At 61.4% G+C, this 26,172-nt stretch carries 24 protein-coding genes, 1 pseudogene and 1 riboswitch; of the genes and pseudogenes, 9 read left to right on the forward strand and 16 right to left on the reverse strand.

The genetic code is table 11. The features are described 5' to 3' along the window. Positions 1-13: 13 nt before the first annotated feature. The 9 genes from ACVI9W_RS08510 to ACVI9W_RS08550 form a co-directional block, all read right to left on the reverse strand. Entirely contained in the window at positions 14-706 is a 693-nt protein-coding gene (locus ACVI9W_RS08510) for a sensor histidine kinase (RefSeq protein ID WP_461529743.1), read from the reverse strand. Then, on the reverse strand, positions 703-2,310 hold the full coding sequence (locus ACVI9W_RS08515) for a tetratricopeptide repeat-containing response regulator (RefSeq protein ID WP_157194200.1): 1,608 nt from the start codon (positions 2,308-2,310) through the stop codon (positions 703-705). The genes ACVI9W_RS08510 and ACVI9W_RS08515 overlap by 4 nt, the downstream gene beginning before the upstream one ends. A 120-nt stretch (positions 2,311-2,430) precedes the next feature. Further along, positions 2,431-3,510 carry a diguanylate cyclase domain-containing protein gene (locus tag ACVI9W_RS08520; protein ID WP_461529744.1) on the reverse strand — a complete coding sequence of 360 codons (1,080 nt, stop codon included), beginning with the start codon at positions 3,508-3,510 and terminating at the stop codon, positions 2,431-2,433. Between the two features lie 80 nt (positions 3,511-3,590). Further along, positions 3,591-4,175: an MliC family protein gene (locus ACVI9W_RS08525; protein ID WP_461529745.1), complete on the reverse strand. Its 585-nt coding sequence runs from the start codon at positions 4,173-4,175 to the stop codon at positions 3,591-3,593. Positions 4,176-4,249: 74 nt separating this feature from the next. Further along, entirely contained in the window at positions 4,250-6,973 is a 2,724-nt protein-coding gene (locus ACVI9W_RS08530) for a LuxR C-terminal-related transcriptional regulator (protein WP_461529746.1), read from the reverse strand. Positions 6,974-7,177: 204 nt separating this feature from the next. Next, positions 7,178-8,542, reverse strand: coding sequence for a DUF1329 domain-containing protein (locus ACVI9W_RS08535; protein ID WP_461529747.1), 1,365 nt, complete (start codon positions 8,540-8,542; stop codon positions 7,178-7,180). Positions 8,543-8,569: 27 nt separating this feature from the next. Beyond that, on the reverse strand, positions 8,570-10,453 hold the full coding sequence (locus ACVI9W_RS08540) for a DUF1302 domain-containing protein (protein ID WP_461529748.1): 1,884 nt from the start codon (positions 10,451-10,453) through the stop codon (positions 8,570-8,572). Positions 10,454-10,790: 337 nt separating this feature from the next. Continuing rightward, positions 10,791-12,473: a fatty acid--CoA ligase gene (locus ACVI9W_RS08545; protein WP_461529749.1), complete on the reverse strand. Its 1,683-nt coding sequence runs from the start codon at positions 12,471-12,473 to the stop codon at positions 10,791-10,793. 123 nt (positions 12,474-12,596) lie between these two features. Further along, entirely contained in the window at positions 12,597-13,226 is a 630-nt protein-coding gene (locus ACVI9W_RS08550) for a LysE family translocator (RefSeq protein WP_422419381.1), read from the reverse strand. A gap of 154 nt (positions 13,227-13,380) precedes the next feature. On the opposite strand from ACVI9W_RS08550, the gene ACVI9W_RS08555 reads away from it, so the two are divergent. From ACVI9W_RS08555 to ACVI9W_RS08565, 3 genes are all read left to right on the forward strand, one after another. Further along, positions 13,381-14,346: a 2-hydroxyacid dehydrogenase gene (locus tag ACVI9W_RS08555; RefSeq protein ID WP_461529750.1), complete on the forward strand. Its 966-nt coding sequence runs from the start codon at positions 13,381-13,383 to the stop codon at positions 14,344-14,346. Positions 14,347-14,396: 50 nt separating this feature from the next. Continuing rightward, positions 14,397-15,395: a methyltransferase gene (locus tag ACVI9W_RS08560; RefSeq protein ID WP_461529751.1), complete on the forward strand. Its 999-nt coding sequence runs from the start codon at positions 14,397-14,399 to the stop codon at positions 15,393-15,395. A 38-nt stretch (positions 15,396-15,433) separates the two neighbouring features. Beyond that, positions 15,434-15,555, forward strand: a riboswitch (yybP-ykoY riboswitch). Between the two features lie 87 nt (positions 15,556-15,642). Further along, a complete protein-coding gene (locus tag ACVI9W_RS08565) occupies positions 15,643-16,230 on the forward strand; it encodes a TMEM165/GDT1 family protein (RefSeq protein WP_010225776.1) in 588 nt (195 codons plus the stop codon). 114 nt (positions 16,231-16,344) lie between these two features. Here ACVI9W_RS08565 and ACVI9W_RS08570 read toward each other — a convergent pair whose 3' ends face one another. Beyond that, a complete protein-coding gene (locus ACVI9W_RS08570) occupies positions 16,345-17,160 on the reverse strand; it encodes a M48 family metallopeptidase (RefSeq protein WP_461529752.1) in 816 nt (271 codons plus the stop codon). Between the two features lie 1,246 nt (positions 17,161-18,406). On the opposite strand from ACVI9W_RS08570, the pseudogene ACVI9W_RS08575 reads away from it, so the two are divergent. Next, positions 18,407-18,601 (forward strand): annotated as a pseudogene (locus tag ACVI9W_RS08575) (HAMP domain-containing protein); the annotation flags it as partial. Between the two features lie 111 nt (positions 18,602-18,712). Beyond that, positions 18,713-19,456: a methyl-accepting chemotaxis protein gene (locus tag ACVI9W_RS08580; RefSeq protein ID WP_408635435.1), complete on the forward strand. Its 744-nt coding sequence runs from the start codon at positions 18,713-18,715 to the stop codon at positions 19,454-19,456. Positions 19,457-19,544: 88 nt separating this feature from the next. Here ACVI9W_RS08580 and ACVI9W_RS08585 read toward each other — a convergent pair whose 3' ends face one another. The 3 genes from ACVI9W_RS08585 to ACVI9W_RS08595 are packed head-to-tail and all read right to left on the reverse strand — an operon-like array spanning position 19,545 to position 20,626. Beyond that, entirely contained in the window at positions 19,545-20,171 is a 627-nt protein-coding gene (locus ACVI9W_RS08585) for an SOS response-associated peptidase (protein WP_342623283.1), read from the reverse strand. 12 nt (positions 20,172-20,183) lie between these two features. Next, complete coding sequence (locus ACVI9W_RS08590; protein WP_461529753.1) at positions 20,184-20,444, reverse strand: putative signal transducing protein; 261 nt, start codon at positions 20,442-20,444, stop codon at positions 20,184-20,186. Continuing rightward, positions 20,444-20,626, reverse strand: a complete 183-nt coding sequence (locus tag ACVI9W_RS08595) for a CPXCG motif-containing cysteine-rich protein (protein ID WP_010225771.1) — start codon at positions 20,624-20,626, stop codon at positions 20,444-20,446. The genes ACVI9W_RS08590 and ACVI9W_RS08595 overlap by 1 nt, the downstream gene beginning before the upstream one ends. 121 nt (positions 20,627-20,747) lie before the next feature. Between ACVI9W_RS08595 and ACVI9W_RS08600 the strand changes: the two genes are divergently transcribed. Further along, the gene (locus ACVI9W_RS08600) at positions 20,748-21,914 is read left to right on the forward strand and encodes a 1-acyl-sn-glycerol-3-phosphate acyltransferase (protein WP_461529754.1); all 1,167 of its coding nucleotides are present in this window, start codon (positions 20,748-20,750) and stop codon (positions 21,912-21,914) included. A gap of 75 nt (positions 21,915-21,989) precedes the next feature. Here ACVI9W_RS08600 and ACVI9W_RS08605 read toward each other — a convergent pair whose 3' ends face one another. Further along, positions 21,990-22,250, reverse strand: coding sequence for a hypothetical protein (locus ACVI9W_RS08605; protein ID WP_038614703.1), 261 nt, complete (start codon positions 22,248-22,250; stop codon positions 21,990-21,992). 169 nt (positions 22,251-22,419) lie between these two features. On the opposite strand from ACVI9W_RS08605, the gene ACVI9W_RS08610 reads away from it, so the two are divergent. Next, complete coding sequence (locus ACVI9W_RS08610) at positions 22,420-22,626, forward strand: hypothetical protein (protein WP_038614706.1); 207 nt, start codon at positions 22,420-22,422, stop codon at positions 22,624-22,626. 71 nt (positions 22,627-22,697) lie between these two features. On the opposite strand, the gene ACVI9W_RS08615 is transcribed toward ACVI9W_RS08610, so the two are convergent. Continuing rightward, positions 22,698-23,282 (reverse strand): YajG family lipoprotein, encoded by a 585-nt coding sequence (locus tag ACVI9W_RS08615; protein ID WP_038614708.1) that lies wholly within the window; start codon positions 23,280-23,282, stop codon positions 22,698-22,700. Positions 23,283-23,459: 177 nt separating this feature from the next. On the opposite strand from ACVI9W_RS08615, the gene ACVI9W_RS08620 reads away from it, so the two are divergent. Then, positions 23,460-23,693: a hypothetical protein gene (locus ACVI9W_RS08620; protein WP_461529755.1), complete on the forward strand. Its 234-nt coding sequence runs from the start codon at positions 23,460-23,462 to the stop codon at positions 23,691-23,693. A 606-nt stretch (positions 23,694-24,299) separates the two neighbouring features. Continuing rightward, positions 24,300-25,805, forward strand: coding sequence for a malate dehydrogenase (quinone) (gene mqo, locus ACVI9W_RS08625; protein WP_461529756.1), 1,506 nt, complete (start codon positions 24,300-24,302; stop codon positions 25,803-25,805). Positions 25,806-25,859: 54 nt separating this feature from the next. Here mqo and ACVI9W_RS08630 read toward each other — a convergent pair whose 3' ends face one another. Next, positions 25,860-26,147: a PA4642 family protein gene (locus ACVI9W_RS08630; RefSeq protein ID WP_157194234.1), complete on the reverse strand. Its 288-nt coding sequence runs from the start codon at positions 26,145-26,147 to the stop codon at positions 25,860-25,862. Positions 26,148-26,172 lie beyond the last annotated feature (25 nt).

The following is a 26,172-nucleotide window of genomic DNA, read 5'->3' on the forward strand; positions in this document are numbered from 1 at the left end:
CGCGATCAATTGCTCACGGCAAATAAAGCTTGAACAAGCCCCCGCCCAACGCCCCGCCATTGGCGATCTCGATCCGCCCCTTTACCCCGTTGCGCTCATGCAAGGCCGCAATCCGCGCGGCAAAGTACAGCCCCAGTCCCGTGCTGCCACTCTGCGCCTCAATGCCCTGCACGTAGTCGTGCTGGCGCTCGAGCATACGCGCCGGAAAACCCGGGCCATCGTCGTTGATGCTCAGCAACAGTTGCTCGTCTTCGTCACTCACCGTGATCAGCAAGGTGTGACCGGCATAGCGCATGGCATTGTTGAGGACGTTGGCGACCACCGAGCTGACCAGTTCGCGATCAAAGAAGCCCAGCGGACTGGCCGTTTCGATCCGCCAGCTGGCGAGGATATCGCGGTGCTGCAGCAGGTTCTGCTGGGCTGCCAGCTGCGCCTCGATGAAGTCGTCCAGTTCGTGATAATCCGGACACATCGGCAACTGATTGACGCCCAGTTTGTACAGCCCCAGCAATTGCACGAGCATGCCATTTAGATGGGTGACTTCGTACTCCAACACCCCCTGCTCGCTACTGCCACGCAGATCCTGCGGGAGACGTGCCAACCACTGGCCATGGGCCTGGGTAAGCGCCGACAGGGAATTTTTCATGTCATGTACGGTGGAGGCGATCACCGTGGAGAAATCCAGCCCCTGATTGTCCTGGTTCATGCGCCAAAAGCCCGGATGTGCAGTTTGCGGTAACGGTCGTAGCGACTGTCGCTTTCGGGAATACCGGCCACACAGGTCAGACAGGCGCGGCATTCGTCCATGATTGCTGGCGGCGGTGTTTCACCACCGATGCGCAGCAAGGCCTGGGCGGTGTTGAGGGCGATGCTGATGTTCTTCGGCTGCAATGTCAGGGCACGACGGAACTGTCCCAGGGCTTCGCTGAGCTGCCCAGCCTGATAGCTGCGCACCCCTTGGCGGTTGAGGTCGACGGCTTCGGTCACCGCCCCCAGAACCGCCGGATCGTCGGTCAGGCGCGCCACGCTCTGCATCACCTTGGGGTCATCACCGTAGGTCTCCACACAGTTTTTCAGTATCGAGGTGCCGGCCGATTCCTGGCCGAGCTGCTGCAACTGGGTCGCCACCACCAATGCCGCTTCGACGGAGAAGAACTGCTCCATCTTGTCCAGACGGGCCATGGCCTGTTCGGTCAGCTTGGCCGCGGTTTCGGCGTCGCCGGCCTGTTGCAGGCTGGCCGCTTTCATCAATCGTGCGCGGACCTGCAAGCCCTGGTCCTCGACGTTTTCCTTGGCCACCTCACTGAGCACAGTGTTGATCTCGACCCGGGTACGCGCATCCAGGCCGTTGCCGGCATTCTTGTTCATCAGCGCCTGAACCAGACCCAGGTTGCTCTCCGGGTCTTTGTAACGCGAGCTCTGGCCCTGGTTGACCGCATGCCGGTAAGCCTTCGAGGAGGTGTCGAAGTCATCGTTGTTCAGCGCCAGCTTGCCCAGCATCATCTGCCGGCGTACCGCCAGCGGCGACAGACGTACCGCTTCTTCCAGCACGCCCTGGGCACGTTTGCTTTCCCCTTGAGCGACCAGCACCTCAGCCAGCCCGTCATACAGGCCGGGCATCATCGGGAAAGCCTTGAGTGCCTGTTCATACACACCCTGGGCCTGGGAAATCTGATTGCGCTTGTACAGCAGGCTGCCCAAAGCGGCGTAGGCCCACGGCGTGGCCCGGCTGGAAATAATCGTGGAGAGGAACTTTTCCAGCTCGTCATAACGATTCAGATCACGCAACGCATCGGCGCGGTAGCGCAAGCACAAGGGCGCAAAACGCGGGTCCTTCTTGCACAGTTCAGCGCAGGCCGCCAGCACCTCGGCCGGGCGGCCACGGTCCAGGGCCTGGAGGATCGGCTTGAGCAAGGTCTTGCGCTGTACCAGCTTTTCCAGGCGTTGAGCCAGGCCGATACGGTTGAACGGTTTGGTCAGGTAGGCATCCGGCTCATGCTCCAGGGCACTGAGAACAATCGCCTGGCTGGTCTCGGCGGTAACCATGAGAAACACACATTCATGGCTGATCAACTTGTCGAGGATCAGGTCTTCGAGCACCTGTTGGCCGTTCTTCTTGCCGTCGCCCAGGTGAAAGTCCTGGAGGATGAAGTCATAACGCTTCTGCGCGCACATACGCAGGGCCTGCTCACCGCTATCGGCAGTATCGACATCACGCACGCCCAGCTCGCGCAGCATGGAGCGCGCCGAACTGCGAAAGTCCGAGAAATCATCGACGATCAGAAAACTTTTATGGCTGTAGACCTGCATCCACGAAACCTGACATGGCAAATAAAAAAAAGGATGCACAGACCTCAACAACCACAGGCTGGCTTCGCGGGTAAATCCGGCGCGACATCAGGGTCGGCACTCATGGGCTGACAATCGGGGTTATGCACAAGCTCCTGCAGCAGCGAGGCGCAACTGGTTTTCACCACTGCGCTTGGCTTCATACATGGCCAGGTCCGCAAGGTGGATCAAGGTGTCCATGCTCGCGGCATGATCCGGATAGATCGCTACCCCCAAGCTGGTACCCACCTGCAATAGCTCACCGGAAACGATCATGGGAAAAGCCAGCGACTCGATCACGTTGGCGCAAAGCAGGCGCACTTCCTCTTCCACCCCGGCACCGGGCGAGAACCCTTCAAGAATCAGGACGAACTCATCGCCACCAATCCTGGCCACGGTATCGGCCGAACGCAGCATTTGCTTGAGCCGCTTGGCAGTAAACTTCAACACCTGGTCACCGATGGCATGGCCACTGCGGTCGTTGATCGTCTTGAAGTCGTTAAGGTCTATAAACGCCAGGGCCACCCGCGTGTTGCTATTGCGGGCCTTTTCCAGGGCCAGCGCCAGGCGTTGCTCAAATGCCAGGCGATTGGGCAAGCCGGTCAAGGCATCGTTGTGCGCCAGGTTCTGTAGCTGGCTGGCCCAGGCCTTTTCTTCGGTGATATCGCGTACCACCCCGATCATTTTTACGGCCCTGCCCTGACTGTTGCACACCACGTTACCGGTCTCGCGCAGCCAGCGGACGCTGCCGTCAGGCCAGACCACGCGGTACTCCTCATCATGGTTTTCCCCCGTTGCAATGCAGCGCAGTTCTCCGGCGCGGACCTGATCACGGTCATCCGGATGCACGCTGGCGCAGAAACGCTCATAGCTGGGGACGATTTCCCCGACCTGAAAGCCGAACATGGGATAGATGGCGTCAGACCAATAGAGCTGTTCGGTGTCGATCTCCCAGTCCCAGGTGCCAATGCGGGCAAAGTACTGGCTGCGTTGGTAGCGCTCGATGTCTTCCGGCAGCACCGCACCGCCCGGGGCCTGTCTGCCGCTCGGAGCATCAAGGGAGCGGCGGCATTCACGCAATTGCCGTTCAAGCTCACGCCCGCGCAACAACGCACGTATCCACAGGATCGACAGGACGCCCAAGCCGATCCATGGCGCGAGGATGTACAGCATCTGCGTCATGGTGAAGCACTCAATGATGATAGCAAGCGGCCATCATCTTCGATCCTCTGCCCCTCGTAAAGTCTGGCATAGGCGCTTGCTCAGCGCACCGCCTGGCAGGTCAGCTCGGTGCCATACCATTTCACTTTGGCTTCGCCCTGATGCTCCCAGAACTCGACGCCCTCGGCACTGTACTTGCTGCCGCTGCCTGAAGGCTGGGCTATGGCGATGGTTTGATCATCGCCATAGGTAAGCACCGCCGCTTGCGGTTCAAGCTGGTTGTAGAACACTGCGGTAAAGGGTTTGCTGTCGTCATTGCAGTCAAATTCGACGGCTGCCGGTACCTGAACCGCACCGGACTGGATCTGCAGTTTGACCAGGCGAACCTGATACTGCTCAAGTACACAGGCATCAACATCGCTGGCTTTCCAGCATTCATCACGGCCCTTGATCCAGCCGCGCTGGGTCGCCTTGAGCTGCTTTTGCGAATCGCTGTCGGCTTGTACGAGCACGCGTTTATAGAGGGCGGCGAGGTCACGGTCGAGTTTGCTCAGTTGCGGGCTCTGGCACACTTTCAGTGCCACGCCTTCGGCCTTGTCGCAGGAAAACGACGGCCCTTCTGCCGCCAGTGCCGTACCCATGGGTAACAAGCAGGTCAGCAGCACCAGGGTGCGTGCACGGAACATGGGCGAAGCCTCCAACAGGAAAGAACCTGCCAGACAGTACAGCAGATATTCCTCCCTGGCCGCACATTCAGTCGTCAGGCCAGCAGGCCCAGGGCCTTGGCCCGGGCGACAGCCTGAGTCCTGCGCTCGACGCCCAGCTTGCTGTTGATGTGACTGGCGTGGGTCTTGACCGTATGCAAGGAGATGAACAGCCGGTCGCTGATTTCCTGGTTGGAACAGCCCTGGGCAATCAACTCCAGCACCGCCTTCTCCCGTGTGCTCAAGGTCTCACAGCTGGTGCCGGTGGCTTGAGCCGTATCGAGGGCCGGCAACAGCGCCAGAAGGCTGGCCTGCGTCGGACTCGCAGGCTGCATCAGCAACTGCTCGCGCAGCCACTGCGGGTGGTCCTGCAATAGCCGCTGGAACGCCTGCAAGGCGCCGCCACGGCCAGCTTCCAGGCTCAGTGCCAACAAATCACGGGCCTGCATCTCGTTGTTGCTGGCCAGTAACAAGCCTATCCATTGGCACAGCGCAGTGACACACAACAACTGACCACCGCTGGCCTGACCGCGCTCGACCAGCGCCTGCAGACGTTGTCCGGCTTGCTCCAGGCGCCCTTGGGTACGTTCGAGCAAGGCCTGTTGCAGTTCGATATGCAGCGGCAGCAAGGGATGGAACTCCGGTGCCGCAGCCGCCTTTTTGCCGCCGTAGGTCTGGCCCAGACGCAACAACCAGGACTCGGCAAGATCCGTGCGCCCCTGGGCCAGCCAGAGTTCGCATTTGATCAGGGTAATCATCGCCAGATAGAAAATCGGCGGTACGTCCCAGATGTGCATCAGCCGTTCGGCCTCGGCCAGTTCGGCGAAGGCTTCGGTAAAGCGCCCTTCGCGGCCATCCTGCGAAGCGATCACGCAATGGCCGATCAGCACGCTGATGTCGCGGCAGGCCCGTGCCTCGACCAGCCCCGCACGCAGGCGGCTGCGCCCGGCTTCCGGTTGCAGACGTGCGACCAGCAGATAGCCTTCATACAAGGTCAGGCGCGCCCGCGCTGCGTACAAGCGCTGCGCCGACAACCCCTGCAGACGCTGCAAACCCTGGCGCACTTCATCGAGTGCCCGCAGCACTTCGCCGCGAGCATGCAGCACCCGCGCGCGATCGTAATGTGCCAGGGCTTCGAACAACGGGTTGCCGACCCGCTGAGCCAGCTCCAGCGCCTCGCGGTTCCAGCTGCGGGCCCGCGAGAAGTCAGCGTCGGCAATGGCCAGGTTGGAAACCGTCGACAAGCACACCAGGCGCTGGCCATAGCGCTTCTGCGGCAGGCTGCGCAGGGCTTCGACGCAATAGGAGCGGGTGCGCTCGCGATCGCCACGGCCGCGGGCGATGACCCCACTCAAGGCCAGCCATTGCGCCAGCATGGAACGCTGTGCCGTCGCCGAAGGCGCTGGCAGGAAGCGACTCAGGTGACTGGCCAGCTCTTCGGCGGCGTCCAGCTGCCCGGCCAGGCCCAAGGCCCAGCTGTACAGCACAATCAGCCGTGGTGTGCTGATCAGCAGGCTATCGGGCAGGTCCATCTTCCAGCGCAACAACATACCGACGTTCTGCTCGGCCAGCAGTTGCTCTTCGGAAAGGTTCTGCACCAGGTTGGCGGCGACATCCAGGTGCCCTGCCCGCAAGGCTTGCTCCACCGCCTCGTCGAGTAACCCCTGGCCCTGGAACCAGCGGCAGGCGCGCAAGTGCAGGCTCGCCAGCGGCAGGCTGGGTTGGCGGCTGCGCAGCAGGTCGGAAAACAGATGGTGATAGCGGTACCAGCGCCCATGTTCGTCCAGCGGCACCAGAAATACCTGATGCGCCTGCAGGTACGCGATGATTTCGGCGCTGTCGTGACTCTCACGCAGGGCATCGCACAACTCGCTACAGAAGCGCTCCTGGCACGCGGTATCGTTGAGGAAGCCCTGAACTTCGGCCGGCAGAATATCGATCACTTCTTCGAGCAGGTAATCGCGGATCAACCCCTCGCCGCCATGCAGGGCCTGGGGCAACGCACTGTCGGCGCCAGACTCGCTGGCCGCCAGTTGCCAGAAACGCAGCCCGGCAATCCAGCCGTCACTGCGCTGGATCAGATTATCCAGGGCCTGACCGCGCAAACCCGTGGTCTGCTGGCCCAGCACCGCCAGCGACTCGTCGGGGGTCAGGCGCAGGTCCTGTTCGTTGAGTTCAAGCAGCTGGCGCGACAGACGCAGGCGCGCCAGGTGCCAGTCCGGGCGCAAGCGACTGGTGACCAGCAGCACCAACCCCGGCGGCAAGTGGTTCAGGAAGAACTGCAGGCAGCGATCAAGTACCGGGCCCTGGGCCAGATGGTAGTCATCGAGCACCAGCAACAAGGGGTTGTGTGGCTGCAGATGGAAAGCCAACTCATCGAGCAGGCCATCGAGCCATTCTTCGAAAGCAAACGGTTGGTGGCGCTGGCGCATTTTCAGCAGGCCCAGGGCCTGGTTGCCCAGCACCGGGCAATACTGCTGCAGGCCTTCAAGCAAACGCTCGAGGAAACGTCCCGGATCGTTGTCGCGACGGCTCAATCCCAGCCACAGACTGCTCCAGTGATTGGGCAAGCCCTGACAGAATTCCACGGCCAGGGAGCTCTTGCCGAAACCTGCTGGCGCGGTGACCAGCAACAAGCGGCCGCCCAGCCCGGATTGCAGGCGCTGGCACAGCCGCGCCCGCGGCACGTGCCCTTCAGGCAGTGGCGGACGATAGAAGCGTCCTTCCAGGACACTCATGGCCTGGCCGGCGAACCCTTGCGTACGGGACAGATCAGTCATGGCCGGCTCGTTTTAGTTAGAGAATCTTCGGCAGTACGGGTCAGCGCAGACTAGCGGTTAAAAACGCACATTTGAAGATGATTGCCGCGCATTGCGGAAAAAAGACTACAACAAAAAGCGACAATCCCGGATCTGGCAGGCCGCGCAAACAGAAACGCCCCGGCAAGCCGGGGCGTTCTGGGAGATCACACGGAGGTTTGAAGCTTAGCGCACACCTTCCTGGCGAAGCGCTGCGGGCTGGAAGTCGCTAATGCTAGCCGAGAATCCGAAGTCGTAAGCCTTCTTCTCCTCGTTCTTCATGCCCAGTGCCAAATAGCGACCCGACTGCAGGTCGTAGATGGCTTCCAGGGTGTACCACGGCACCTGGACGTTGTAATAGTCCTGGGAGTGGGCCTCGGAAACGCGCCACAGTTGATCGCGACCGTCGTACTGGTCGATCACTGCAGCCTGCCAGGTGTCTTCGTCGATGTAGAAGTCACGCTTGGCGTAGATATGACGCTGGCCTGGCTTGAGGGTGGCAACCACGTGCCAGACGCGGCGCAGCTCATAGCGGCTCAAGTCCTGGTTGATGTGCCCGGCCTTGATGATGTCGCTGTACTTGAGCTTTGGATCGTCGAGTTTGTAGCTGTTGGAGGCGATGTACATCTCTTTCTTGCCTTCCAGCTTCCAGTCGTAGCGATCCGGTGCACCGTTGAACATGTCCAGGTTGTCGGAGGTACGCAGGCCATCGGCTGCAGTACCCGGACCGTCATAGGACACCTGTGGTGCCTGACGCACACGACGCTGACCGGCGTTGTAGACCCACGCTTTGCGCGGCTCCTTGACCTGGTCAAGGGTCTCGTGAACCAGCAGTACGGTACCGGCCAGACGCGCCGGCGCCGTCACCTTCTGCTTGAAGTAGAACAGCACGTTGCCCGGGTTGGCCGGATCGTAGCCCTTGATCTTGTCACGGAAGACGAACTGGTCCTGGAAGTACACCAGGCTGTAGGAGCCATTGGTTTGCGGCGTGGCCTGGGTTACCAGGCGGGTCACGCTGCCACCGCGATAGCGGGTGATGTGGTTCCAGATTACCTCGACACCACTTTTCGGAATCGGAAACGGTACGGCAGTGGTGAAGTTCTCCAGACCGTTGCCGCCAGCGACCAGGTTGGTCTTGGTGGCGTTTTCCTTGATCGCGGCAAACACATCAGCCGGCACGGTCGCGCCACGGTGGGTCGGATAGACCGGCAGCTTGTAGCTGTCCGGATAGCGCTTGAGCATCGCGATCTGACCCGGGGACAGTTTGTCCTTGTACTGGTCGACGTTCTGCGCGGTGATGGTGTACAGCGGCTTTTCGCTAGCGTACGGGTCGGCAAGGAAACCTTTGGCATCAACGGCGCCGGCATTGGTGGCCAGCGGCTTCCAGGCGCTGATCGAACCGTCGGCGTTACCGGCCTTTTCCGCGCCCATCGGGGTCAGCGTGGTGCCGAGCTTGGCGGCCTCGTCGGCGGACACCGCCGCCATGACGCCGGTTGCCAGCAGCGACAGGCCCAACACACCGGCTTGCAGCAGATTCTTGGTCATTTTCATGTTCATGCTCGTCCTGAATCCGTGTTCTTAGAAGTTCACACCGAAGCTGAGGGCGATGAAATCGCGGTCATCCACGGTGGTGTACTTGCCGTCGAAGAAGTTGGTGTACGACAGGCTGGTGGTGTAGGTGTTCTGGTATTCGGCATCCAGGCCCAGGCTGATCGCCTTGCGCCCTTCCTCGAAGTTGCCGCCAGGGCCCGGGGAGTAACCGGAGACGTCATGCGACCAGGCCACGTTAGGCTTGAGGTTGACCCCGGCGAATACGTCGTTGTAGTCCCAGATCGCCCGAGCGCGGTAGCCCCAGGAGGTGCTGGTGGTGAAGCCGTCGTTCTCACATTTGCGCGAGAGGTTGGCCGAAGAGGCATTGTTGCCAGCGCCGCTGATGGTCCGGCTGTTGAGGAACTCACAGGTATTCGCCGGGCCAGTCGGTTCCAGCGGCCCTGGACCGTAGACCGGGTCACGTCCGTAACGCATCTTGTGCGCGCTTTCCAGGCCGCCGACATGAGTCACGCCAACTTCACCTACCACGGTCAGGCGGCTGGCCCCCATCACCTGGTCGAAGAAGTGGGTGAGTGTCGTCTGGAACTGGGTAATTTCCTTACGGGTGTAGCCGTGCTGGTCCTGGCCTGGAACGCCCTTGAGCAGCGACGCGTTACCAAACCCTGGAATTGGCGTAACACCGGAGTAGAGGATATCGGTGGTGTTGAGCTGGACCGGCGCGTTAGGCCGGTAGCTCAGTTCACCGCTCCACGCGGTGCCGGTAGGCAGGGTGGTGGAGAAGCTCAGGCCATACAGGCGGATGTCTTCAGGGTACTCGACGAAGTACTGCGAGTTGCCCGCCACGATCAACGGCGCCAGCGGCCGCAGTGACGCCGGCAGGCGCGACAGGCTGGCATAGACTGACGGAGAAGCGCCAGTTGCGCTGAAAATCGGCGCACGGCTGTGGTAGTTCATGAAGTAGGCGCCGAACTCGGTATCCAGCGGCTCGAACATGTAGCGCATGGCCACACCGAACTGGCCACTGTCACGCGCATCGCGATCCGGGCCACGGTCGACCTTCACACCCTCGGTGTTGATGTCGACGCCCTGGCTGGCGAGGAAGCCCAGTGCCTGTGGCGGCAGGCTACGGCTGCTGTTGAGCAGGCGCAGGTTGTCGGTACAGCCGTCGGCGATGACGTCGGGCTGGGAGAAGAAGGTGCCGCAGTTGTCGACGACAGTCTGGTCCCATTCGATCTGGTAGAAGGCTTCGGCCGAGAGGTTGTCGGTCAGGCTCTGCGACACATAGAACATGTTGACCGGGATCAGACCTTCCTTGACCTCGGCGCCAGGACGGCGGAAGGCGGCCACGTCGATCGGGTTGATCGAGTTGATACCGCCACCGATGAAGGTACTTTCACCCCAGCTGACCACCTGCTTGCCGAGACGCACGGAACCTGGCTGATCGGCAATGGAGTAGTTGTGATAGACGAAGGCGTCGAGAAGCTCGCTACCGGCGGACTTGGCGCCCTCTTTGCGGTTGGAGTCGCTGATGTCCTTGAACTCGCGGTGTTCATCCTTGAGCTCGAAGTCGTACCAGTACTTGCCGCGGACGAACACACCGGTATCGCCGTACTTGAGCTCCAGGTCGTGGATGCCCTTGAAGATCTTCGAGAAGGTCTCACCGCGCTTGAAGTTCAGGTGGCCGTCGTCGGAGGTTTGCGACAGGCCTTTGCCGCCGTTGTTGACGCCAATCAGGTTCTTGTTCGGGTTGGCCGTCGACCAGCTGGCCCCTACGGACAGCGACGAGTCGAACGACCCTTCGATTTCACCGATGTTGAAACTGACGCCGAATGCAGGACCGGCGAGCGTAGAAGCGAGGCTGACGGCCAAAGGCAGTTTCGCCCGGCGCCAGAACAGATTTACTGATGTCATCGACGCTACTCCATGTACTTTCTTTATTTTTATGGCAGTGAGTCCTTTGCAGAAACGCTTTGTTCGACGGGTGTCAGTGCACCCTGATCGTCGAGCAAGTGGCCAGGCACATTCGTGTGCAGCCCCCCATTCCTGAAAATCCCCTGACCCGACTATAGCCAGCACGTAGTGGTGCTTGATCCCTCTAAAGTGTGATTTGCATATCTACCCCTGTGGCGCGGTGCTGTGAACCGGCCACGCTGCTGGCTGGGGAAGAATGGCTGAAAAATGGCATATGACAAGTTGGAAATGTGTCTAGCCTGCGGGTCGCACCCGATCGGGCACGACCCGCGAACCATCACAGGGTCGAGAGAAACGTGCTGTTACTGGCCTGCCACTGGGTGATGTCCAGGCGGATGCGCTTCTTGTCGAGCTTGCCGACGCTGGTCTTGGGAATTTCAGTAACAAGGGCAATCTGACTGGGAATCGCCCACTTGTTGATGTGCCCAAGCTCCACGAAAGGCTTGAGGTGCTCCTTGAGCGCCCTGGCATCGATCACCTGGTTTTCATGGACGACCAGCAGGGCAAAAGGTCGCTCACCCCACTGTGGGTCGGCGACCCCGACCACCGCCACCTCGCGAATCGCCGGATGACGGCTGATCAGGTCTTCAAGCTCCAGCGAGGAGATCCACTCGCCACCGGTCTTGATCACATCCTTGATGCGGTCACGAATGTCGATCACGCCCATGCTGTCGAGGGTGGCCACGTCACCGGTGTGCAACCAGCCACCCTGCCAGAGTTCGGCGCCCTTCTCCGGTTCGCGGAAATACCCCATGGTCAGCCAGGGCGCGCGCAGTACCAGCTCGCCTTGCGTTTCGCCATCGTTGGGGAGGAAGTTACCCTCACCATCGACAATCGCCGTCTCCACCAACGGCACCGGCACGCCGGCCTTGATCCGGTAGGTGATGCACTCATCCTCGCTGCCGGCCAGCAGCTCGTCGTTGAGGTGAGCGGCAGAGACCAGCGGGCAGGTCTCGGACATCCCGTAGGCGGCGGTCAACTGAATGCCACGGGCCTTGGCGGCTTCGTACAGGGCGCGGTTCAGCGCACTGCCGCCAATGATGATTTTCCAGCCGCCGAAATCCTGGCCTTGCGCACCTTTGGCATTGAGCAGCATCTGCAGGATCGTGGGCACGCAATGGGAGAAGGTGACCTTCTCATTGCGCCACAGCTGGCACATCATCTCCGGCTCGTAACGCCCAGGGTAGACCTGCTTGATCCCCAGCATCGTTGCCACATAGGGAATGCCCCAGGCATGGACGTGGAACATCGGGGTGATCGGCATGTACACATCGTTACTACCCAGCAGGCGCACACTGTCGATGCTGCCGGTGACCGAAGCAGCAGCCAGGGTGTGCAGCACCAGTTGCCGGTGGGTGAAATACACGCCTTTGGGGTTACCGGTGGTACCGGTGGTGTAGAACGTCGTGGCGACCGAGTTCTCGTCGAAATCAGGGAAGTCATACACCGGGCTGGCGGCGGCCAGCAATTGCTCGTACTCGCCCACCAGGTTCGGCAGATCGGCGGTCTTGGGCTCGGCGTCAGTCAGCAACAGGGTTTTCTCTACCGTGGTCAGCTGCCCGGCGATGGCCTGGTACAGGCCGACGAAATCGCTGTTGACCAGCACGAAGCGGTCTTCGGCGTGATTCATGGTGTAGAGGATCTGCTCCGGTGACAGGCGCACGTTGATGGTGTGCACCACCGCGCCGATCATCGGAATCGCGAACATGCATTCCAGGTAACGATGGCTGTCCCAGTCCATCACCGCGACGGTGTCACCGGCCTTGACCCCGGCCGCGGTCAACACGTTGGCCAGGCGCGCAATGCGCTCATTGAGCGTCAGGTAGCTGAAGCGCAACTGATCGCGATAGACGATTTCGCGGGTTTTCTCGTAGCGGCTGCCGGACAACAGCAAGCGCTTGATCAACAGTGGAAACTGATAAGCGCCCTCGGCAGGCGCAATGACACGAGTCTGCAACATAGGAGTCCCTTTTCTAGAGTGCACGAGCTGGGCAAGACATGACCCACTCTAGAACGCCACAACGCCGGCCAAATCAGCCGAAGGAATGATTTGACCGGGCAAATGGCTAGAGGCAAATCGCCATTAGTGCATTTCGGTGAAGGCGATTTTCACACCCAGGGCAATCAGTACCGCGCCCATGGTGCGATCGAACCAGTGGCCCATACGGGCAAAGCCTGCGCGTACGCGCTGCTGGCTGAACAGCATCGCCACCAGGCAGAACCACAGACCGGTGGCGGCTGCCAGGTACACGCCGTAACCGGCCTGGATCGCCAGCGGCGTGTGCGGGTTGATCACTACGGTAAACAGCGACAGGAAGAACAGCGTGGCCTTGGGGTTCAGGCCGTTGGTCATGAAGCCGGCGACAAACGCCGCTCGCGGCGTGCGCTCCACCGTCGAGGCCTGCACGGCATCGCTGCCGGGTGCGGCGGGACCTGCGCGCAATGCCTTGAAGCCGATGTACAGCAGGTAAGCTGCCGCCAGCCACTTGAGGGCGTTGAACAGCACAATCGACTGCGACACGATCAGGCCGATGCCCAGCAGCGAATAGCCTACATGCAGGAAAATCGCCATACCCACGCCAAAGGCAGTCCAGGTACCGGCGCGGCGCCCGTGGGTGACGCTCTCGCGGACCACCACGGCAAAATCGGGACCGGGGCTGGCCACGGCCAGCAGGTGAATCAAGGCAACAGTGAGAAATTCAGCCCAGTACATGGGGGCTCCTTGCGGCAGTGGGTGAAATCGGAAGATCGTACATTACGCCCTGGACATACCCCGTAACAACCTGTGGGATAGAATGGAATCAGGCCGCAAAAGACGATAATTTGCCTATTCGTCCTGAGCCCGACCGTCTCTCACTGGAGCTTCCATGTCCGCCCTGCGCCGCGCCGTATTCCTCGACCATCATTCCCTGGACCTGGGCGACCTCAGCCTGGATCGCCTGCGCGGTTGCTTCGACGAGCTGCAACTGTACTCGGCCACCACCCCCGATCAGGTGATGGAACGCTTGCTCGGCGCAACCGTGGCGATCAGCAACAAAGTGATGATCGACGCCAGCACCCTGGCTGCCTGTCCCAACCTGAAGCTGATCCTGGTGGCCGCCACCGGCACCAACAATGTCGATCTGCAGGCCGCACAGGCCCGGGGCATTGTGGTCAGCAACTGCCAGGGTTACGGCACACCGTCGGTCGCCCAGCACACCCTGGCCCTGCTGCTGGCGCTGGCTACACGCCTGCCGGACTATCAACACGCCGTGGCCGAGGGGCAATGGGCGCGGGCCAAGCAGTTCTGCCTGCTGGACTTCCCGATCGTCGAGCTGGAGGGCAAGACCCTCGGCATGCTCGGTCACGGTGAACTGGGCGGGGCCGTGGCGCGCCTGGCCGAAGCCTTTGGCATGCGCGTGCTGCTCGGGCAGTTGCCCGGGCGCCCGCCTCGTGAAGACCGTTTGCCCCTGGATGAACTGCTCCCGCAGGTCGATGCGCTGACCTTGCACTGCCCGCTCAACGAACACACCCGCAACCTGATCGGCACCCGCGAACTGGCCCTGCTCAAGCCCGGCGCCTTTGTCATCAACACCGCCCGCGGCGGCCTGATCGACGAGCAGGCGCTGGCCGATACCTTGCGTTCCGGCCATCTGGGCGGTGCCGCCACCGACGTGCTGAGTGTCGAACCACCGGTCCATGGCAACCCGTTGCTGGCCAAGGACATCCCACGCCTGATCATCACCCCGCACAGCGCCTGGGGCGCGGTGGAGTCACGCCAGCGCATCGTCGAGCAGTTGTGCGAAAACGCCGAGGCGTTTTTTGCCGGCAGTCCGCGTCGACAGGTCGGTTAAGCCGCGTCTGGCTCTGATAAACTGCGCCACTTTTTCAGGAGCCCTCACCCATGGACCCGCGCAGTGAAGTGTTGCTTCGTCAGGCCGAGCTTTTCCAGGGCTCGCTGTTGCTCGCAGGCTTGCCCGCCGACGACCTGCTCGGCAAGCTACCGGCCGCCCACGGCTGGAGCTGGCATGCCGGCGATCAGACGGCTATCGATGCCCGTTTTGGCGGTCGCAGCCATTTCGGCGTAGAGCCACCTGCCCAGGCTTTCGACGCAGCCGTACTGTTCCTGCCCAAATCCCGCGAGCTGGCCAACTACCTGCTCAATGCCCTGGCCTCGCGCCTGGCTGGACGCGAGCTGTTTCTGGTCGGGGAAAAGCGCGGCGGCATCGAAGGCGCGGCAAAACAGCTGCATGCCTTTGGCAAGCCACGCAAGCTCGACAGTGCCCGCCACTGCCAGCTGTGGCAAGTCACCGTAGAACACGCACCGGAAGCCAGGTCGCTGGAAAGCCTGGCCGAACATTTCGAACTGGAGCTGGCTGACGGGCCACTGAAGATCGTCAGCCTGCCTGGCGTGTTCAGCCATGGCCGTCTGGATCGCGGCAGCGCCCTGCTGCTGGAAAACCTTGATCAACTGCCGGTCGGCCATGTCCTCGACTTCGGCTGTGGCGCCGGCGTGCTCGGTGCGGCGATCAAGCGTGGTTATCCACAGAGCCGGATCACCCTGCTTGATGTCGACGCCTTTGCCGTCGCCAGCAGCCGCCTGACCCTGGCGGCCAATGGTCTGGAAGGTGAGGTGATCTGCGGTGACGGCATCGATGCCGCACCCCGTGATCTGGATGTGATCCTGAGCAACCCGCCATTCCACACCGGCGTTCACACCAATTACCAGGCCTCGGAAAATCTGCTGAGAAAATCAGCCGATCATCTGAAAAAAAGCGGAGAAATGCGTTTAGTCGCCAACAGCTTCCTGCGCTATCAACCGCTGATTGAAGAAGCGCTGGGCAATTGCCGGATACGCGCCGAAGGGCAAGGCTTTCGCATCTACCAGGCAACACGCGGTTAAAATCAGCGCTTGCCGAAACGGATTTGCCTAGGCAGAATCCGCTCCGTCCTAGGGGAGTAGTCTCCCGCGAGCACCCAGCTCGCCCGGTACGCGTCAACATACTTGGTCCACAGACCATGGCGCGTGCGACCCACGGTCCGCACAGACGGACCCAGGGTTTGACAAGACCTATGACACGCACACCTTACCCGGGGCGGGAAGGCTGTACGTGTCATAGCCGTGTCGACCCGCCCCCGTAGGAATCCTGATGCTGGAATCATTGCTCGTCCCGACCGCGATCGTGGCCCTCGCCGAAATTGGCGACAAAACCCAATTGCTCGCGCTCATCCTCGCTGCCCGCTTCCGCAAGCCCTGGCCGATCATCGCCGGCATCATCGCCGCGACCCTGGCCAACCATGCGGCTGCCGGTGCTGTCGGCGCCTGGGTCAGCACCTTCTTCTCCGCCGCCACCCTGCACTGGATCCTCGCTGCGAGCTTCGCCGCCACCGCCTTGTGGACACTGATTCCGGACAAGATGGATGACGACGAGGCCAGCACCGCGCGGCGCTTCGGTCCGTTCCTGACCACCCTGATTGCATTCTTCATCGCGGAAATCGGCGACAAGACCCAGGTCGCCACAGTGATGCTGGCGGCTCAGTATCCGCACCTGATCATGGTGATCATCGGCACTACCCTGGGCATGCTGATTGCCAACGTGCCGGTCGTGCTGGCGGGCAACTTTGCCGCCGAGAAGCTGCCTTTGACCCTGATCCGTCGCCTGGCTTCGGCCGCGTTCTTCGTGCTGGCCGCCGTGGCGGTGTATTCGGCGATGCAGGTCAGTGGCTGGATAGGCTGATTGGTGTTGAATTCATCGCCGGCAAGGCCGGCTCCCACAGGTCCCGCGCTGTACAGGCCATTGTGGGAGCCGGCATTGCCGGCGATAGGCCGTAAAAAGCGGCCCCGACTCGGCTTACTTTTTAGCCTGCTCGTACAACGGCATCACCTTCGGAATCGCCGCCCGCAACGAAGCCTGACGGCTGGCAGAAGCCGGGTGAGTACTCATGAACTCAGGCTGCGAGCCCCCCGACGCCTGGCTCATTTTGTCCCACAGGGTGATCGCGGCGTTAGGGTTGTACCCAGCACGAGCGGCCAGCTCCAGGCCAATCAGGTCGGCTTCGTTCTCGTTCTCGCGGCTGTTGGGCAGAGTCATGCTGTACTGCACCACAGTGTCGGCAATTGCCAGTGTGTCCTGGCCAAGGCCGAGCAAGGCGCCCGCGCCCTGACGCGCCATCTGCACACCATAGGCCTTGGACATGGCTTCACGGCCATGCTCACGCAAGGCGTGGGCGATTTCATGGCCCATCACCGCGGCGATCTCGTCGTCGGTCAGCTTCAGCTTGTCGATAAGCCCGGTGTAGAAAAAGATCTTGCCGCCAGGACCGCAGTTGGCATTGAGCTCGTCACTCTTGATCAGGTTGACTTCCCAGTTCCACTGCGCCGCATCCGGACGGAACTTCGGTGCCTGGGCAATCAGGCGGTCGGCAATAACCTGGACACGCTTGGCCTCGGCACTGGTCTTGTCGAGCACACCCTTGCTCGAAGCCTCGCCCAGGGTCTGCTGGTACGACTGGGCATACATCTGGTTGACCTCATCGGTCGACAGCATGCTGAACATATATTGCTTACGCTCGACACCCACGGCACCGCCGCTGGTGGTGCTCACTGCCTGGCATCCGGAAAGCAGTACGCTGGCGCTCAAGGCGCCGACAACTAATGACTTACGCATGAAAACACTCCATTCGAACATGCCGCGTATCCTAGGCTGACTCGACTGAGCCCGCTACACCCCACACGAAGATTTCTCTGGACGACACTCATGCTTTGACCCGCACACGCCGATAACGCAAGGCAGACGAAATTTCTTGTGCTTGGAGCCCTTCATGAAGTTCAGGTCGATCCAGTTTTCCGTTGCGGCCCTGGCCGGCGCCATTGTCTTAAGCATAGTTGCCGCTCTGGTGCTTTACGCCGTGTATTCCGGCCAGCGCACCCAGGAGCTGGTGCAGACCCGCACCCAGCAGCAATTCGAGGCAGTGATCGAGCAGCGCCTGACTGCCCTGGCCCGCACGCAGGTCAGCGAAATCCAGCGTGGCCTGGAAGCACCATTGCTGATCGCCCGCGGCCTGGCCACCAGCAACGCCATGCTGGGTATGAAGGATGCCAACGGCAACCCGCTGCTCAAGATCGAGCGCGAACAACTGATCGCCCTGCTCAAGCAGACAGCCGTGACCAACCCGTTGATCCTGGGTACTTACCTGGGCTGGGAAGCCAACGCCCTGGACCATGACGACAGCCGCTTCGTCGGCACCTCCGTCACCGGTATCGACAGTGCCAACGGACGCTTTCTGCCCTGGTGGTTTCGCAACGATGACGGCAGCCTCGGCCTGGACAAACTGGCCGACGTCAATGACCAGACCGTTCTCGCTACCGGCGTACGAGCCAGTGAGTACTACCTGTGCTCGCGAGAGTCGAAAAAGGCCTGCGTGATCGACCCGGCGCCTTACAAGGTAGGCGACAAGATGGTCATGCTCGCCTCTTTCGTCGAACCGATCCTGATCGATGGCCAGTTCCAGGGGATTGCCGGTGCCGACCTGTCGGTAAACTTCATCCAGGAGCTGCTCAATACTGCGGATAAACAGCTCTATGACGGTGCTGGCGAACTCGCACTGGTCTCCGGCAACGGCCGCCTGGTGGCGTTCACCAAAGACCCGAGCAAGTTCGGCGAGAAAGCCCGTGACGTCCTCGACGCCAGTGTCGCCACTACCCTGAGCCAGCTCAGCGGCGAAAACCTGCGCTACGAGGTCAACCAGAACGCCGGGCGCATCGAGCTGTACCTGCCGTTCAAGATCGGCAATACCGATGCGCGCTGGACGCTGCTGCTGGAGTTGCCGCTGAGCGCGGTTATGGCTGACGTGAACAAGCTCCAGGACGAACTCAGCGCCCAGCGCAGCACCGACCTCACCGGTATGACCCTGATGGGCCTGGGCATCGCCGCCCTCGGCTTGCTGGTGATCTGGCTGCTGGCTCACGGCATCGCCCGTCCGCTGCGCCAGATGGTGGCCATGCTCGACGACATTGCCCAGGGCGAAGGTGACCTGACCCGCCGCCTGAGCAGTGACCGCGCCGATGAACTGGGCTCGATCGCCAAGGGCTTCAATACCTTCCTGGCCAAGCTGCAGGCGATGATCAGCCAGGTAGTGGCCTCGGTGCAGAAAGTCAGCGATTCCTCGGAGCACACTGCCGACATCGCGATCCGCACCAATCAGGGCGTACACAAGCAAATGGCCGAGATCGACCTGGTGGCCACCGCCGTGCACGAGATGACCGCTACCGCCCAGGATGTGGCGCGTAACGCCACCCATGCCGCCCAGGCTGCCAGTAACGCCGACCAGGCGGCCCATCAGGGCCTGCAGATCGTGCGTAACACTTCAGACTCGATCAGCGCCCTGGCCGAAGAGATTGGCCGCGCAGTCGGCGTGGTACAGACCCTGGCCCGCGACAGCGAGAACATCAATGCGATCCTGACGGCTATTCGCGCCATTGCCGAACAGACCAACCTGCTGGCACTCAATGCGGCCATCGAGGCGGCACGCGCCGGCGAACAGGGTCGCGGTTTTGCCGTGGTTGCCGACGAGGTGCGCAATCTGGCGCAGAAGACCCAGCAGGCCACTGAAGAAATCCAGCAGATGATTCAGCAACTGCAGCAGGGTACCCGCGATGTCGTAAGGGTCATGGAAGACAGCCAGGGCAAGACCGATGACAGCGTGCAGCAGGCAGCTCGCGCTGCAGAGGCGCTGGAGAGCATCACTCAGGCGGTATCGGTGATCAACGACATGAACACCCAGATCGCCAGCGCTGCGGAAGAACAGAGCGCAGTGGCTGAGGATATCAACCGCAATGTGATCAATATTGGCCAGGTGGCCAATGAAGTGGCCGGCGGCGCGGATGAGTCGAGTACCGCCAGTGCCGAGCTGACCAAGCTGGCCGAGCAGCAGCGGCGGTTGATCAATCAGTTCCGGGTGTAAACCTGTAGGAGCGGATTCATCCGCGAAGGGCTGTGTAGCAGCCCAGCTTCTGGGGCCGCGCTGCGGCCCATCGCGGATAAATCCGCTCCTACAAAGCCGGGGTCAGGCACTCCGGCCCATTAAGCTTCGGATCATTGACAAAATTGGCCAGCACCCGCTCACGCAGCGGCGCCTGGCTGCTCGCCAGCAATTCATACAACCGCGCCACAGGTGTCTCAGGATCGAGCCAGGCCGCCTGCCCCGCCGCATCGAGCATCAGCGGCCGCCGTTGATTCACCGCCGCCTGGGTTACCACTGCGGTGCTCAACCAGACCTGATCCTGCACCGGATAGGCCTCCCAGATCGCCGCAAAGAACAGCGAAGAACCCTCCCCCGGCGTCAACCAGTAGGGGCGCTTGCGCTGGGTACCGCGCCATTCATAAAAGCCGTTGGCCGGCATCAGGCAACGGCGCAGGCGAAACGCCTCGCGAAACATCGGTTGCTCGGCCAGGGTTTCGGCCCGGGCATGGGCAGGTGTGCGCGACAGGTCGGTGAGCCAGGCCGGGGTCAGCCCCCAGCGTGCTCGCGCCAGCTCCAGCTGACCCTCTTCGAGGCGGCGCTGGATCAGCACCGAGGCGCCGGGGGAGATATTCCATTGCGCCTGCTGGTCACTGGGAAATCCCGGCAACGCAGCAAAGGCGGGAGACCAGCGAAACAGCGCATAACGTCCACACATGAGGGCAAAAACCTAGCAAATCAGGGTTCCGGGGATAGTCTCCGGTTCGTCGCCCGCAAGTGGCTGGGCAGTATTGTACGCGGCGATCAGCTGGCGTGCGCAGTCGGCCTGTTCATCGGCGACCGCCAAGCCCAGCAGGCCGTGCACCGGCAGGTCGCCGATGGCCCCCATCAGGTCACGACCCACCAGGTGCACCTGGATACCTTCACTGGCGAGCATGCCGATCAGCATTTCAGCTTCCAGCAGGTTTTCCGGATCATAGATTCGCTGCATCAGTCATTCTCACCGTAAACGTCCAGCATCCATTCCTCACCATGCACTTGAAGCACGAATCTGATCGGCTTGCAGCAGACCTGGCAGTCCTCGATGTATTCCTGGTCACCGCCAGACAGGTCCACTGTCGTTTCGACTTCTTCACCACAATAGGGGCAATCGTAGATCGCAGTTTCCAGCATCGCGGCCTCCCGAGTGACTTGTGCGTATAATTGCCGGTCTATTTACAGGACCTGCGCGTGCTCGAGCCGTTTTTCGAGCCCCGGCCCTACCTATTACCCTAGCCGTTTCCAACAAGAGAGCATGATGGGCGAATTCGATGCCATCCGACCGTACGACGACGCTGAGGTCCCTGCCGTTCTGGCACGCCTGCTCAGCGACCCGGCATTCCTCGATATCCTCACCCACTTCCGCTTCCCGCGCATGGCCGGAGCTTTCGGCTGGCTGCTCAAGCCGCTGATCGCCCGGCGCCTGCGCAAAGAGTTTGCCGGTGTCAGTTGCGTTTCGACCCTGCAGGACAAGGTCGAGTACTACGTCGACCATACCATCGAGCGGGCTACCGACGGCGTGACCTACACCGGCGTCGAGCTGCTCAAGTCCGGCACCGCTTACCTGTTCCTGGCCAACCACCGTGACATCGTCATGGACCCTGCGTTCGTCAATTACGCGGTGTACCACGCCGGCCTGCCGACGCCGCGGATCGCCATTGGCGACAACCTGCTGCAAAAGCCGTTCGTCAGCGACATGATGCGCCTGAACAAAAGCTTCATCGTCCACCGCTCGATCAGCGGGCGCCGGGAAAAACTGGCGGCCTACCAGCTGCTCTCGGCCTACATCAACCATTCGATCCGCAACGACGGGGCGTCGATCTGGATTGCCCAGGCTGAAGGCCGGGCCAAGGATGGTGACGACCGCACCGATTCGGCAATCCTGAAAATGTTCCACATGAGCCGCAAGGACGAGCCGTTCGGTGCGGTGATCCAGTCGCTGAACCTGAGCCCGGTGTCGATCAGCTACGAGTACGACCCGTGCGATCAGGCCAAGGCCCGCGAGCTGTATATCCGCGCCACCACTGGCAGCTACACCAAGGCGCCGGGTGAAGATGACGTCAGCATTGCCCAGGGCATCACCGGCTATAAGGGACGGGTGCACATCAACTTTGCCCCGCCGGTGACGGCATTCTTCGAGGACACCAAGCAGCTGGCGGTGGAAATCGATCGGCAGATTCTCGGCGGCTACCGGCTGTTCCCGGTGCATTACCTGGCCTATGCGCAATGGGCTGAGGCCGATCCTGCCCTGCAGGTGCCGACGGCGGCCAAGCTGTTCCCGGCCGACGAACTGGCCCGCGCCCAGGCCGAGTGGCAGCGTCGTCTGGACGCCTGCCCGGCCGAGCAGCAGCCGTACCTGGTGCAGCAGTACGCGACGCCGGTGCGCAATCAGTACCGGGTTAAAGCTGGGTTGGCGCTTTGATCATCGCGGGGCAAGCCCGCTCCCACTGGAGGTACCAAGTGCCCTGTGGGAGCGGGCTTGCCCCGCGATTACGGTTCAGACCCAGGTACTGAACCAGGACAGCAGCAAGGCCAGCGCCAGGAAGGCAAAGCCGAGGATGTAATAGAAGCGGTTGATGCGCAGACCCATGCCATCGACCACCGCTTCATCGGCGGCCATACCGGCCAGGGTTTGCGCGGCACGGCGCCGGGCGCTGTGCAGCAGCAGCCCGCCTGGGCAGGTCAACACCAGGGCCAGCAGGTTGATCAGCTTGGCCGGATGGGCGGCAAACAGCCCCCAGATCACTTGCAACGACATCGCAGAACCTCAGAAGAAGTACATCGAAACACTCGACACGGCGCGCATTCTACCCAAGCGCCACGCGTATTCCTGCCCTTTGCGACAAACGACGATTAATTTCCGCCGTCATACGTTCGTCATCAACACACGCCACCCTACCGGCCTTCGCAACGAACCGGAGCTTGTCATGCTGCACGCCGAAAACCAGGACCGCCTCTACCTGATCGCCCAGAGCGACGAGCAGCAGGCCTTGATCGATGGCCTGGCCTTCAACGTTCAGGACCGCCAGTGGCTGGTTTACTGCGCCCTGGGCGGCCATGCCCACGACGACCTGCCGGAGGTCGATGGCCAGACCGGCATCAGCGTGTTGGACTTCTACGTCGAAGCGGCCTGAAGCCAGAAACACAAAAGCCCGATGCCTGCACTGCAGCCATCGGGCTTTTACTTGTGTGCGAACTGCCCGGCTTATTCGCCCAGGATCTGGCCGATGGCCTGGTCCTTGAACAGACGGGTCAGGGCGTCGCTGAGGACGTCGCTCACCAGCTTGGTGTTGGTTTCCTGGTTTGGCGCCATGCCGAAGCGCTGGTCCAGGGAGGCACCATAACGGCCGCTGTAGCGACGGTTGGCATTGGACACGTCAGCTTTGAAGGTCGCACCGATGGTGGCTTCCGTCACGTACATGCCTTCTTTGGGCGACTGGTACTTCAGCTCGGCCAGGGTCACGGTCAGTTGCGGCGCGTTGTAGGCGTTTGGCGTCGGGGTGAAGCCCAACAGGCGCACGGCGGCTTCAGCCTGGGCTTGCAGCTTCGGCAGGATGTCGTTGCCTGTCACGGTGATGGCGCTGGTTTCAGGGTACAGGCCACCGCGGGTGCCCAGGGTTTGCGAAGCGCGGCCATCGACCACCTTGACCACCACCGGCTGGCCGTGACCGACCGGGGCGAGCTGGGCGGTGAGTTTGGGTTGCGGGCTGAGTTGTTGCGGGCTGTGGGCACAACCGGCCAGGGTCAGACTGGTCACCGCGATCAAACCGAACAACAAACGTTGCAACATGCTCATCTCTCCAGAATAGGCAGCAAAGGCCGCCAGTATAACCAGCACGACGCGGCCCAGCCATCGCCATGCCATTAGCGAATAAGACCGGCGCGAGCGCTGCCGGTTCGCTGTCACATTGGTTTAATCACCTGGCGACTATGCTGGCGCCCAGAACTCTCAAAGAGGTAGACCGCCATGTCCTGGTTCTGGGCTTCACTGTTCAACCGCCGGCCAATGCGCAGCTTCGCACGACTCGACGCCCAGGGTCTGTGCCTGGCCTTCAAACAGTGCGCAATCCGGCCTGATGCTGGCAACTGGGTGGAAATCGACGAAATTCGCCTCAGCTGGCTCAACCGTCCCCTGCCCGCCAGCGCCCGGGTTTGTGCGCGTCCCCGCGGTAACTGGGTACAGCGCAGCCTGGCCGCCTGAACCGTGCATCAATAAAAGTCGCTAATAAAGATCATTTCTGCCCGAGACATCGTTATAATCTCCCCCCGATTATAAGGACGTCTCCTGATCGGGCCTCGCAGCACCGCCAATGTTCACCATCGGCATCCTCCGCACCGCCCACAGAGAGCCTTCCACACAGGTCTTGCACCAGCCAGTGTGCCCGCAATATTCGGCCCTCTGCTCTGCCTGAACCTGCCGGGCCTGCCATCGCGCAGACCATTTTGAGGTTCACGACTCCAAAAGAGCGTGAAAAAACGGGTTTTCACAACTTCACGAGAGTGTGGCGAGCAATGAACAGTCTGGCATGTGCAAAAGCACCTAAAGTGTCCCGAACAGCCCTGAACAGCTGGCAACAGTACTCATCCAGGATGAGTGCCTGAGGCCGGTCCATAACGCACGACGGACACCTTGACCATAAGTCGAATTGCCGCACCGGTCTTAAAATGCGTTCATAGGCAACGCAAAGCCCGTTTGGCGGTGTCCGCTGAAGTTGCAAAAACTGCGAAGAATCGGACATGGCGATCCTGGCCAAGCCAGAGATCCTATGCTGTCAATTTGGTGCTGTAGATTTTGGAGACGCGTTAAATGGCGCAGAACGAAGCAGTCGATGTAGTACTGGTAGGGGCAGGCATCATGAGTGCCACCCTGGCCGTACTGCTCAAGGAACTCGACCCGGCGATCAAGCTGGAAGTCGTCGAGTTGATGGATTCGGGTGCCGCGGAAAGTTCCAACCCGTGGAACAACGCCGGGACCGGCCATGCCGGACTGTGTGAACTGAACTACACGCCGCAGGCTGCCGACGGCAGCATCGACATCAAGAAAGCGGTGCACATCAACACCCAGTTCGAGGTGTCCCGGCAGTTCTGGGCCTACCTGAGCAAGAAAGGCGCGTTCAGCTCGCCACGGGCGTTCATCAACCCGGTGCCGCACCTGAGCTACGTCGAAGGTGACAAAGGTGTCGATTTCCTCAAGAAGCGCTTCGAGCTGCTCAAGCAGCATCACGCCTTCAGCGAGATGGAGTACACCGAAGACAAAGCGCTGATGAACGAGTGGATGCCGCTGATGATGCCGGGTCGCCCTGCCGACCAGAAAATCGCCGCCACCCGCGTCATGAAAGGCACCGACGTCAACTTCGGCACCCTGACCAACAAACTGCTCAAGCACCTGGCCAGCGCGCCGGATGCTCAGGTCAAGTACTGCAAGCGGGTCACTGGCCTGCGCCGTAACGGCAGTGGCTGGACCGTCAGCATCAAGGACGTCAACAGCGGCAGCAGCCGCGACGTCAACGCCCGCTTCGTCTTCCTCGGCGCCGGTGGCGCGGCCCTGCCGCTGCTGCAGCAGTCGGGCATCGAAGAGAGCAAAGGCTTTGGCGGCTTCCCGGTCAGCGGCCAATGGTTGCGCTGCGATAACCCGGAAGTGGTCAAGAAGCACCAGGCCAAGGTTTACAGCCAGGCCGCAGTCGGTTCGCCGCCAATGTCGGTGCCACACCTGGACACCCGCGTCGTCGACGGCAAGACCTCGCTGCTGTTCGGTCCGTATGCCGGCTTTACCACCAAGTTCCTCAAGCATGGCTCGTTCCTCGACCTGCCGCTGTCGGTGCGCATGAGCAACATCGGCCCGATGCTCGCCGTGGCCCGCGACAACATGGATCTGACCAAGTACCTGGTCAGCGAAGTGATGCAGTCGATGGAGCAGCGTCTGGACTCGCTACGTCGCTTCTACCCCGAGGCGAAAGCCGAGGACTGGCGCCTGGAAGTGGCCGGTCAGCGCGTGCAGATCATCAAGAAAGACCCGAAAAAAGGCGGCATCCTGCAGTTCGGTACCGAACTGGTAGCAGCCAAAGACGGTACCCTGGCCGCTCTGCTGGGCGCCTCTCCTGGTGCTTCGGTGACGGTATCGATCATGCTTGAGCTGATCGAACGCTGCTTCCCCGAGCAAACCAAGGGCGCCTGGGCGGCCAAACTCAAGGAAATCTTCCCGGCCCGGGAAAAGGTCCTGGCTGCAGACGCTGCGCTGTATCACAAGATCAGCGCGCACAACGACGAGGTCCTGGGCCTGGTCGAAAACAGCCCGGCGCAGCACTACGCGTAACGCACCGGCATAAAAAAACGCCCTTCGGGGCGTTTTTTTATGCGCGCAGGATAATCAACCGCGGGCCTTGTCGATGATCTCGATGTACTCAGCGGCGTTGCGCTGGTCGCGGATCTGATCAACAAAGGTCTTGCCGTGCTCGTCTTTACCGTCCAGGTCAAAGCCAGCCGCAACGAAGAAACCGACAAAGCGCTCGAAGTCGTCGATACGCAGGCCGCGATAGGCCTTGATCAGTTTGTGCAGCGAAGGTGAAGTGGCATCCGCCGGTTCGAACTGCAGGAAGGATTTGACGTACTCGTCGCTGATCTCATCCCCAATCACTTGCTTCTTGTCTTTACGCATTGCCGACTCCAACTGAACCATCACG

It is taken from the genome of Pseudomonas sp. 210_17 TE3656, from assembly GCF_054821965.1.

What these genes read in the sequence shown, in the direction of transcription:
- ACVI9W_RS08510 (WP_461529743.1), bottom strand. Translation starts at nt 706, where the DNA reads ATGAACCAGGACAATCAGGGGCTGGATTTCTCCACGGTGATCGCCTCC.
- ACVI9W_RS08515 (WP_157194200.1), bottom strand. Translation starts at nt 2,310, where the DNA reads ATGCAGGTCTACAGCCATAAAAGTTTTCTGATCGTCGATGATTTCTCG.
- ACVI9W_RS08520 (WP_461529744.1), bottom strand. Translation starts at nt 3,510, where the DNA reads ATGACGCAGATGCTGTACATCCTCGCGCCATGGATCGGCTTGGGCGTC.
- ACVI9W_RS08525 (WP_461529745.1), bottom strand. Translation starts at nt 4,175, where the DNA reads ATGTTCCGTGCACGCACCCTGGTGCTGCTGACCTGCTTGTTACCCATG.
- ACVI9W_RS08530 (WP_461529746.1), bottom strand. Translation starts at nt 6,973, where the DNA reads ATGACTGATCTGTCCCGTACGCAAGGGTTCGCCGGCCAGGCCATGAGT.
- ACVI9W_RS08535 (WP_461529747.1), bottom strand. Translation starts at nt 8,542, where the DNA reads ATGAAAATGACCAAGAATCTGCTGCAAGCCGGTGTGTTGGGCCTGTCG.
- ACVI9W_RS08540 (WP_461529748.1), bottom strand. Translation starts at nt 10,453, where the DNA reads ATGACATCAGTAAATCTGTTCTGGCGCCGGGCGAAACTGCCTTTGGCC.
- ACVI9W_RS08545 (WP_461529749.1), bottom strand. Translation starts at nt 12,473, where the DNA reads ATGTTGCAGACTCGTGTCATTGCGCCTGCCGAGGGCGCTTATCAGTTT.
- ACVI9W_RS08550 (WP_422419381.1), bottom strand. Translation starts at nt 13,226, where the DNA reads ATGTACTGGGCTGAATTTCTCACTGTTGCCTTGATTCACCTGCTGGCC.
- ACVI9W_RS08555 (WP_461529750.1), top strand. Translation starts at nt 13,381, where the DNA reads ATGTCCGCCCTGCGCCGCGCCGTATTCCTCGACCATCATTCCCTGGAC.
- ACVI9W_RS08560 (WP_461529751.1), top strand. Translation starts at nt 14,397, where the DNA reads ATGGACCCGCGCAGTGAAGTGTTGCTTCGTCAGGCCGAGCTTTTCCAG.
- ACVI9W_RS08565 (WP_010225776.1), top strand. Translation starts at nt 15,643, where the DNA reads ATGCTGGAATCATTGCTCGTCCCGACCGCGATCGTGGCCCTCGCCGAA.
- ACVI9W_RS08570 (WP_461529752.1), bottom strand. Translation starts at nt 17,160, where the DNA reads ATGCGTAAGTCATTAGTTGTCGGCGCCTTGAGCGCCAGCGTACTGCTT.
- ACVI9W_RS08580 (WP_408635435.1), top strand. Translation starts at nt 18,713, where the DNA reads ATGGCCGAGATCGACCTGGTGGCCACCGCCGTGCACGAGATGACCGCT.
- ACVI9W_RS08585 (WP_342623283.1), bottom strand. Translation starts at nt 20,171, where the DNA reads ATGTGTGGACGTTATGCGCTGTTTCGCTGGTCTCCCGCCTTTGCTGCG.
- ACVI9W_RS08590 (WP_461529753.1), bottom strand. Translation starts at nt 20,444, where the DNA reads ATGCAGCGAATCTATGATCCGGAAAACCTGCTGGAAGCTGAAATGCTG.
- ACVI9W_RS08595 (WP_010225771.1), bottom strand. Translation starts at nt 20,626, where the DNA reads ATGCTGGAAACTGCGATCTACGATTGCCCCTATTGTGGTGAAGAAGTC.
- ACVI9W_RS08600 (WP_461529754.1), top strand. Translation starts at nt 20,748, where the DNA reads ATGATGGGCGAATTCGATGCCATCCGACCGTACGACGACGCTGAGGTC.
- ACVI9W_RS08605 (WP_038614703.1), bottom strand. Translation starts at nt 22,250, where the DNA reads ATGTCGTTGCAAGTGATCTGGGGGCTGTTTGCCGCCCATCCGGCCAAG.
- ACVI9W_RS08610 (WP_038614706.1), top strand. Translation starts at nt 22,420, where the DNA reads ATGCTGCACGCCGAAAACCAGGACCGCCTCTACCTGATCGCCCAGAGC.
- ACVI9W_RS08615 (WP_038614708.1), bottom strand. Translation starts at nt 23,282, where the DNA reads ATGTTGCAACGTTTGTTGTTCGGTTTGATCGCGGTGACCAGTCTGACC.
- ACVI9W_RS08620 (WP_461529755.1), top strand. Translation starts at nt 23,460, where the DNA reads ATGTCCTGGTTCTGGGCTTCACTGTTCAACCGCCGGCCAATGCGCAGC.
- mqo (WP_461529756.1), top strand. Translation starts at nt 24,300, where the DNA reads ATGGCGCAGAACGAAGCAGTCGATGTAGTACTGGTAGGGGCAGGCATC.
- ACVI9W_RS08630 (WP_157194234.1), bottom strand. Translation starts at nt 26,147, where the DNA reads ATGCGTAAAGACAAGAAGCAAGTGATTGGGGATGAGATCAGCGACGAG.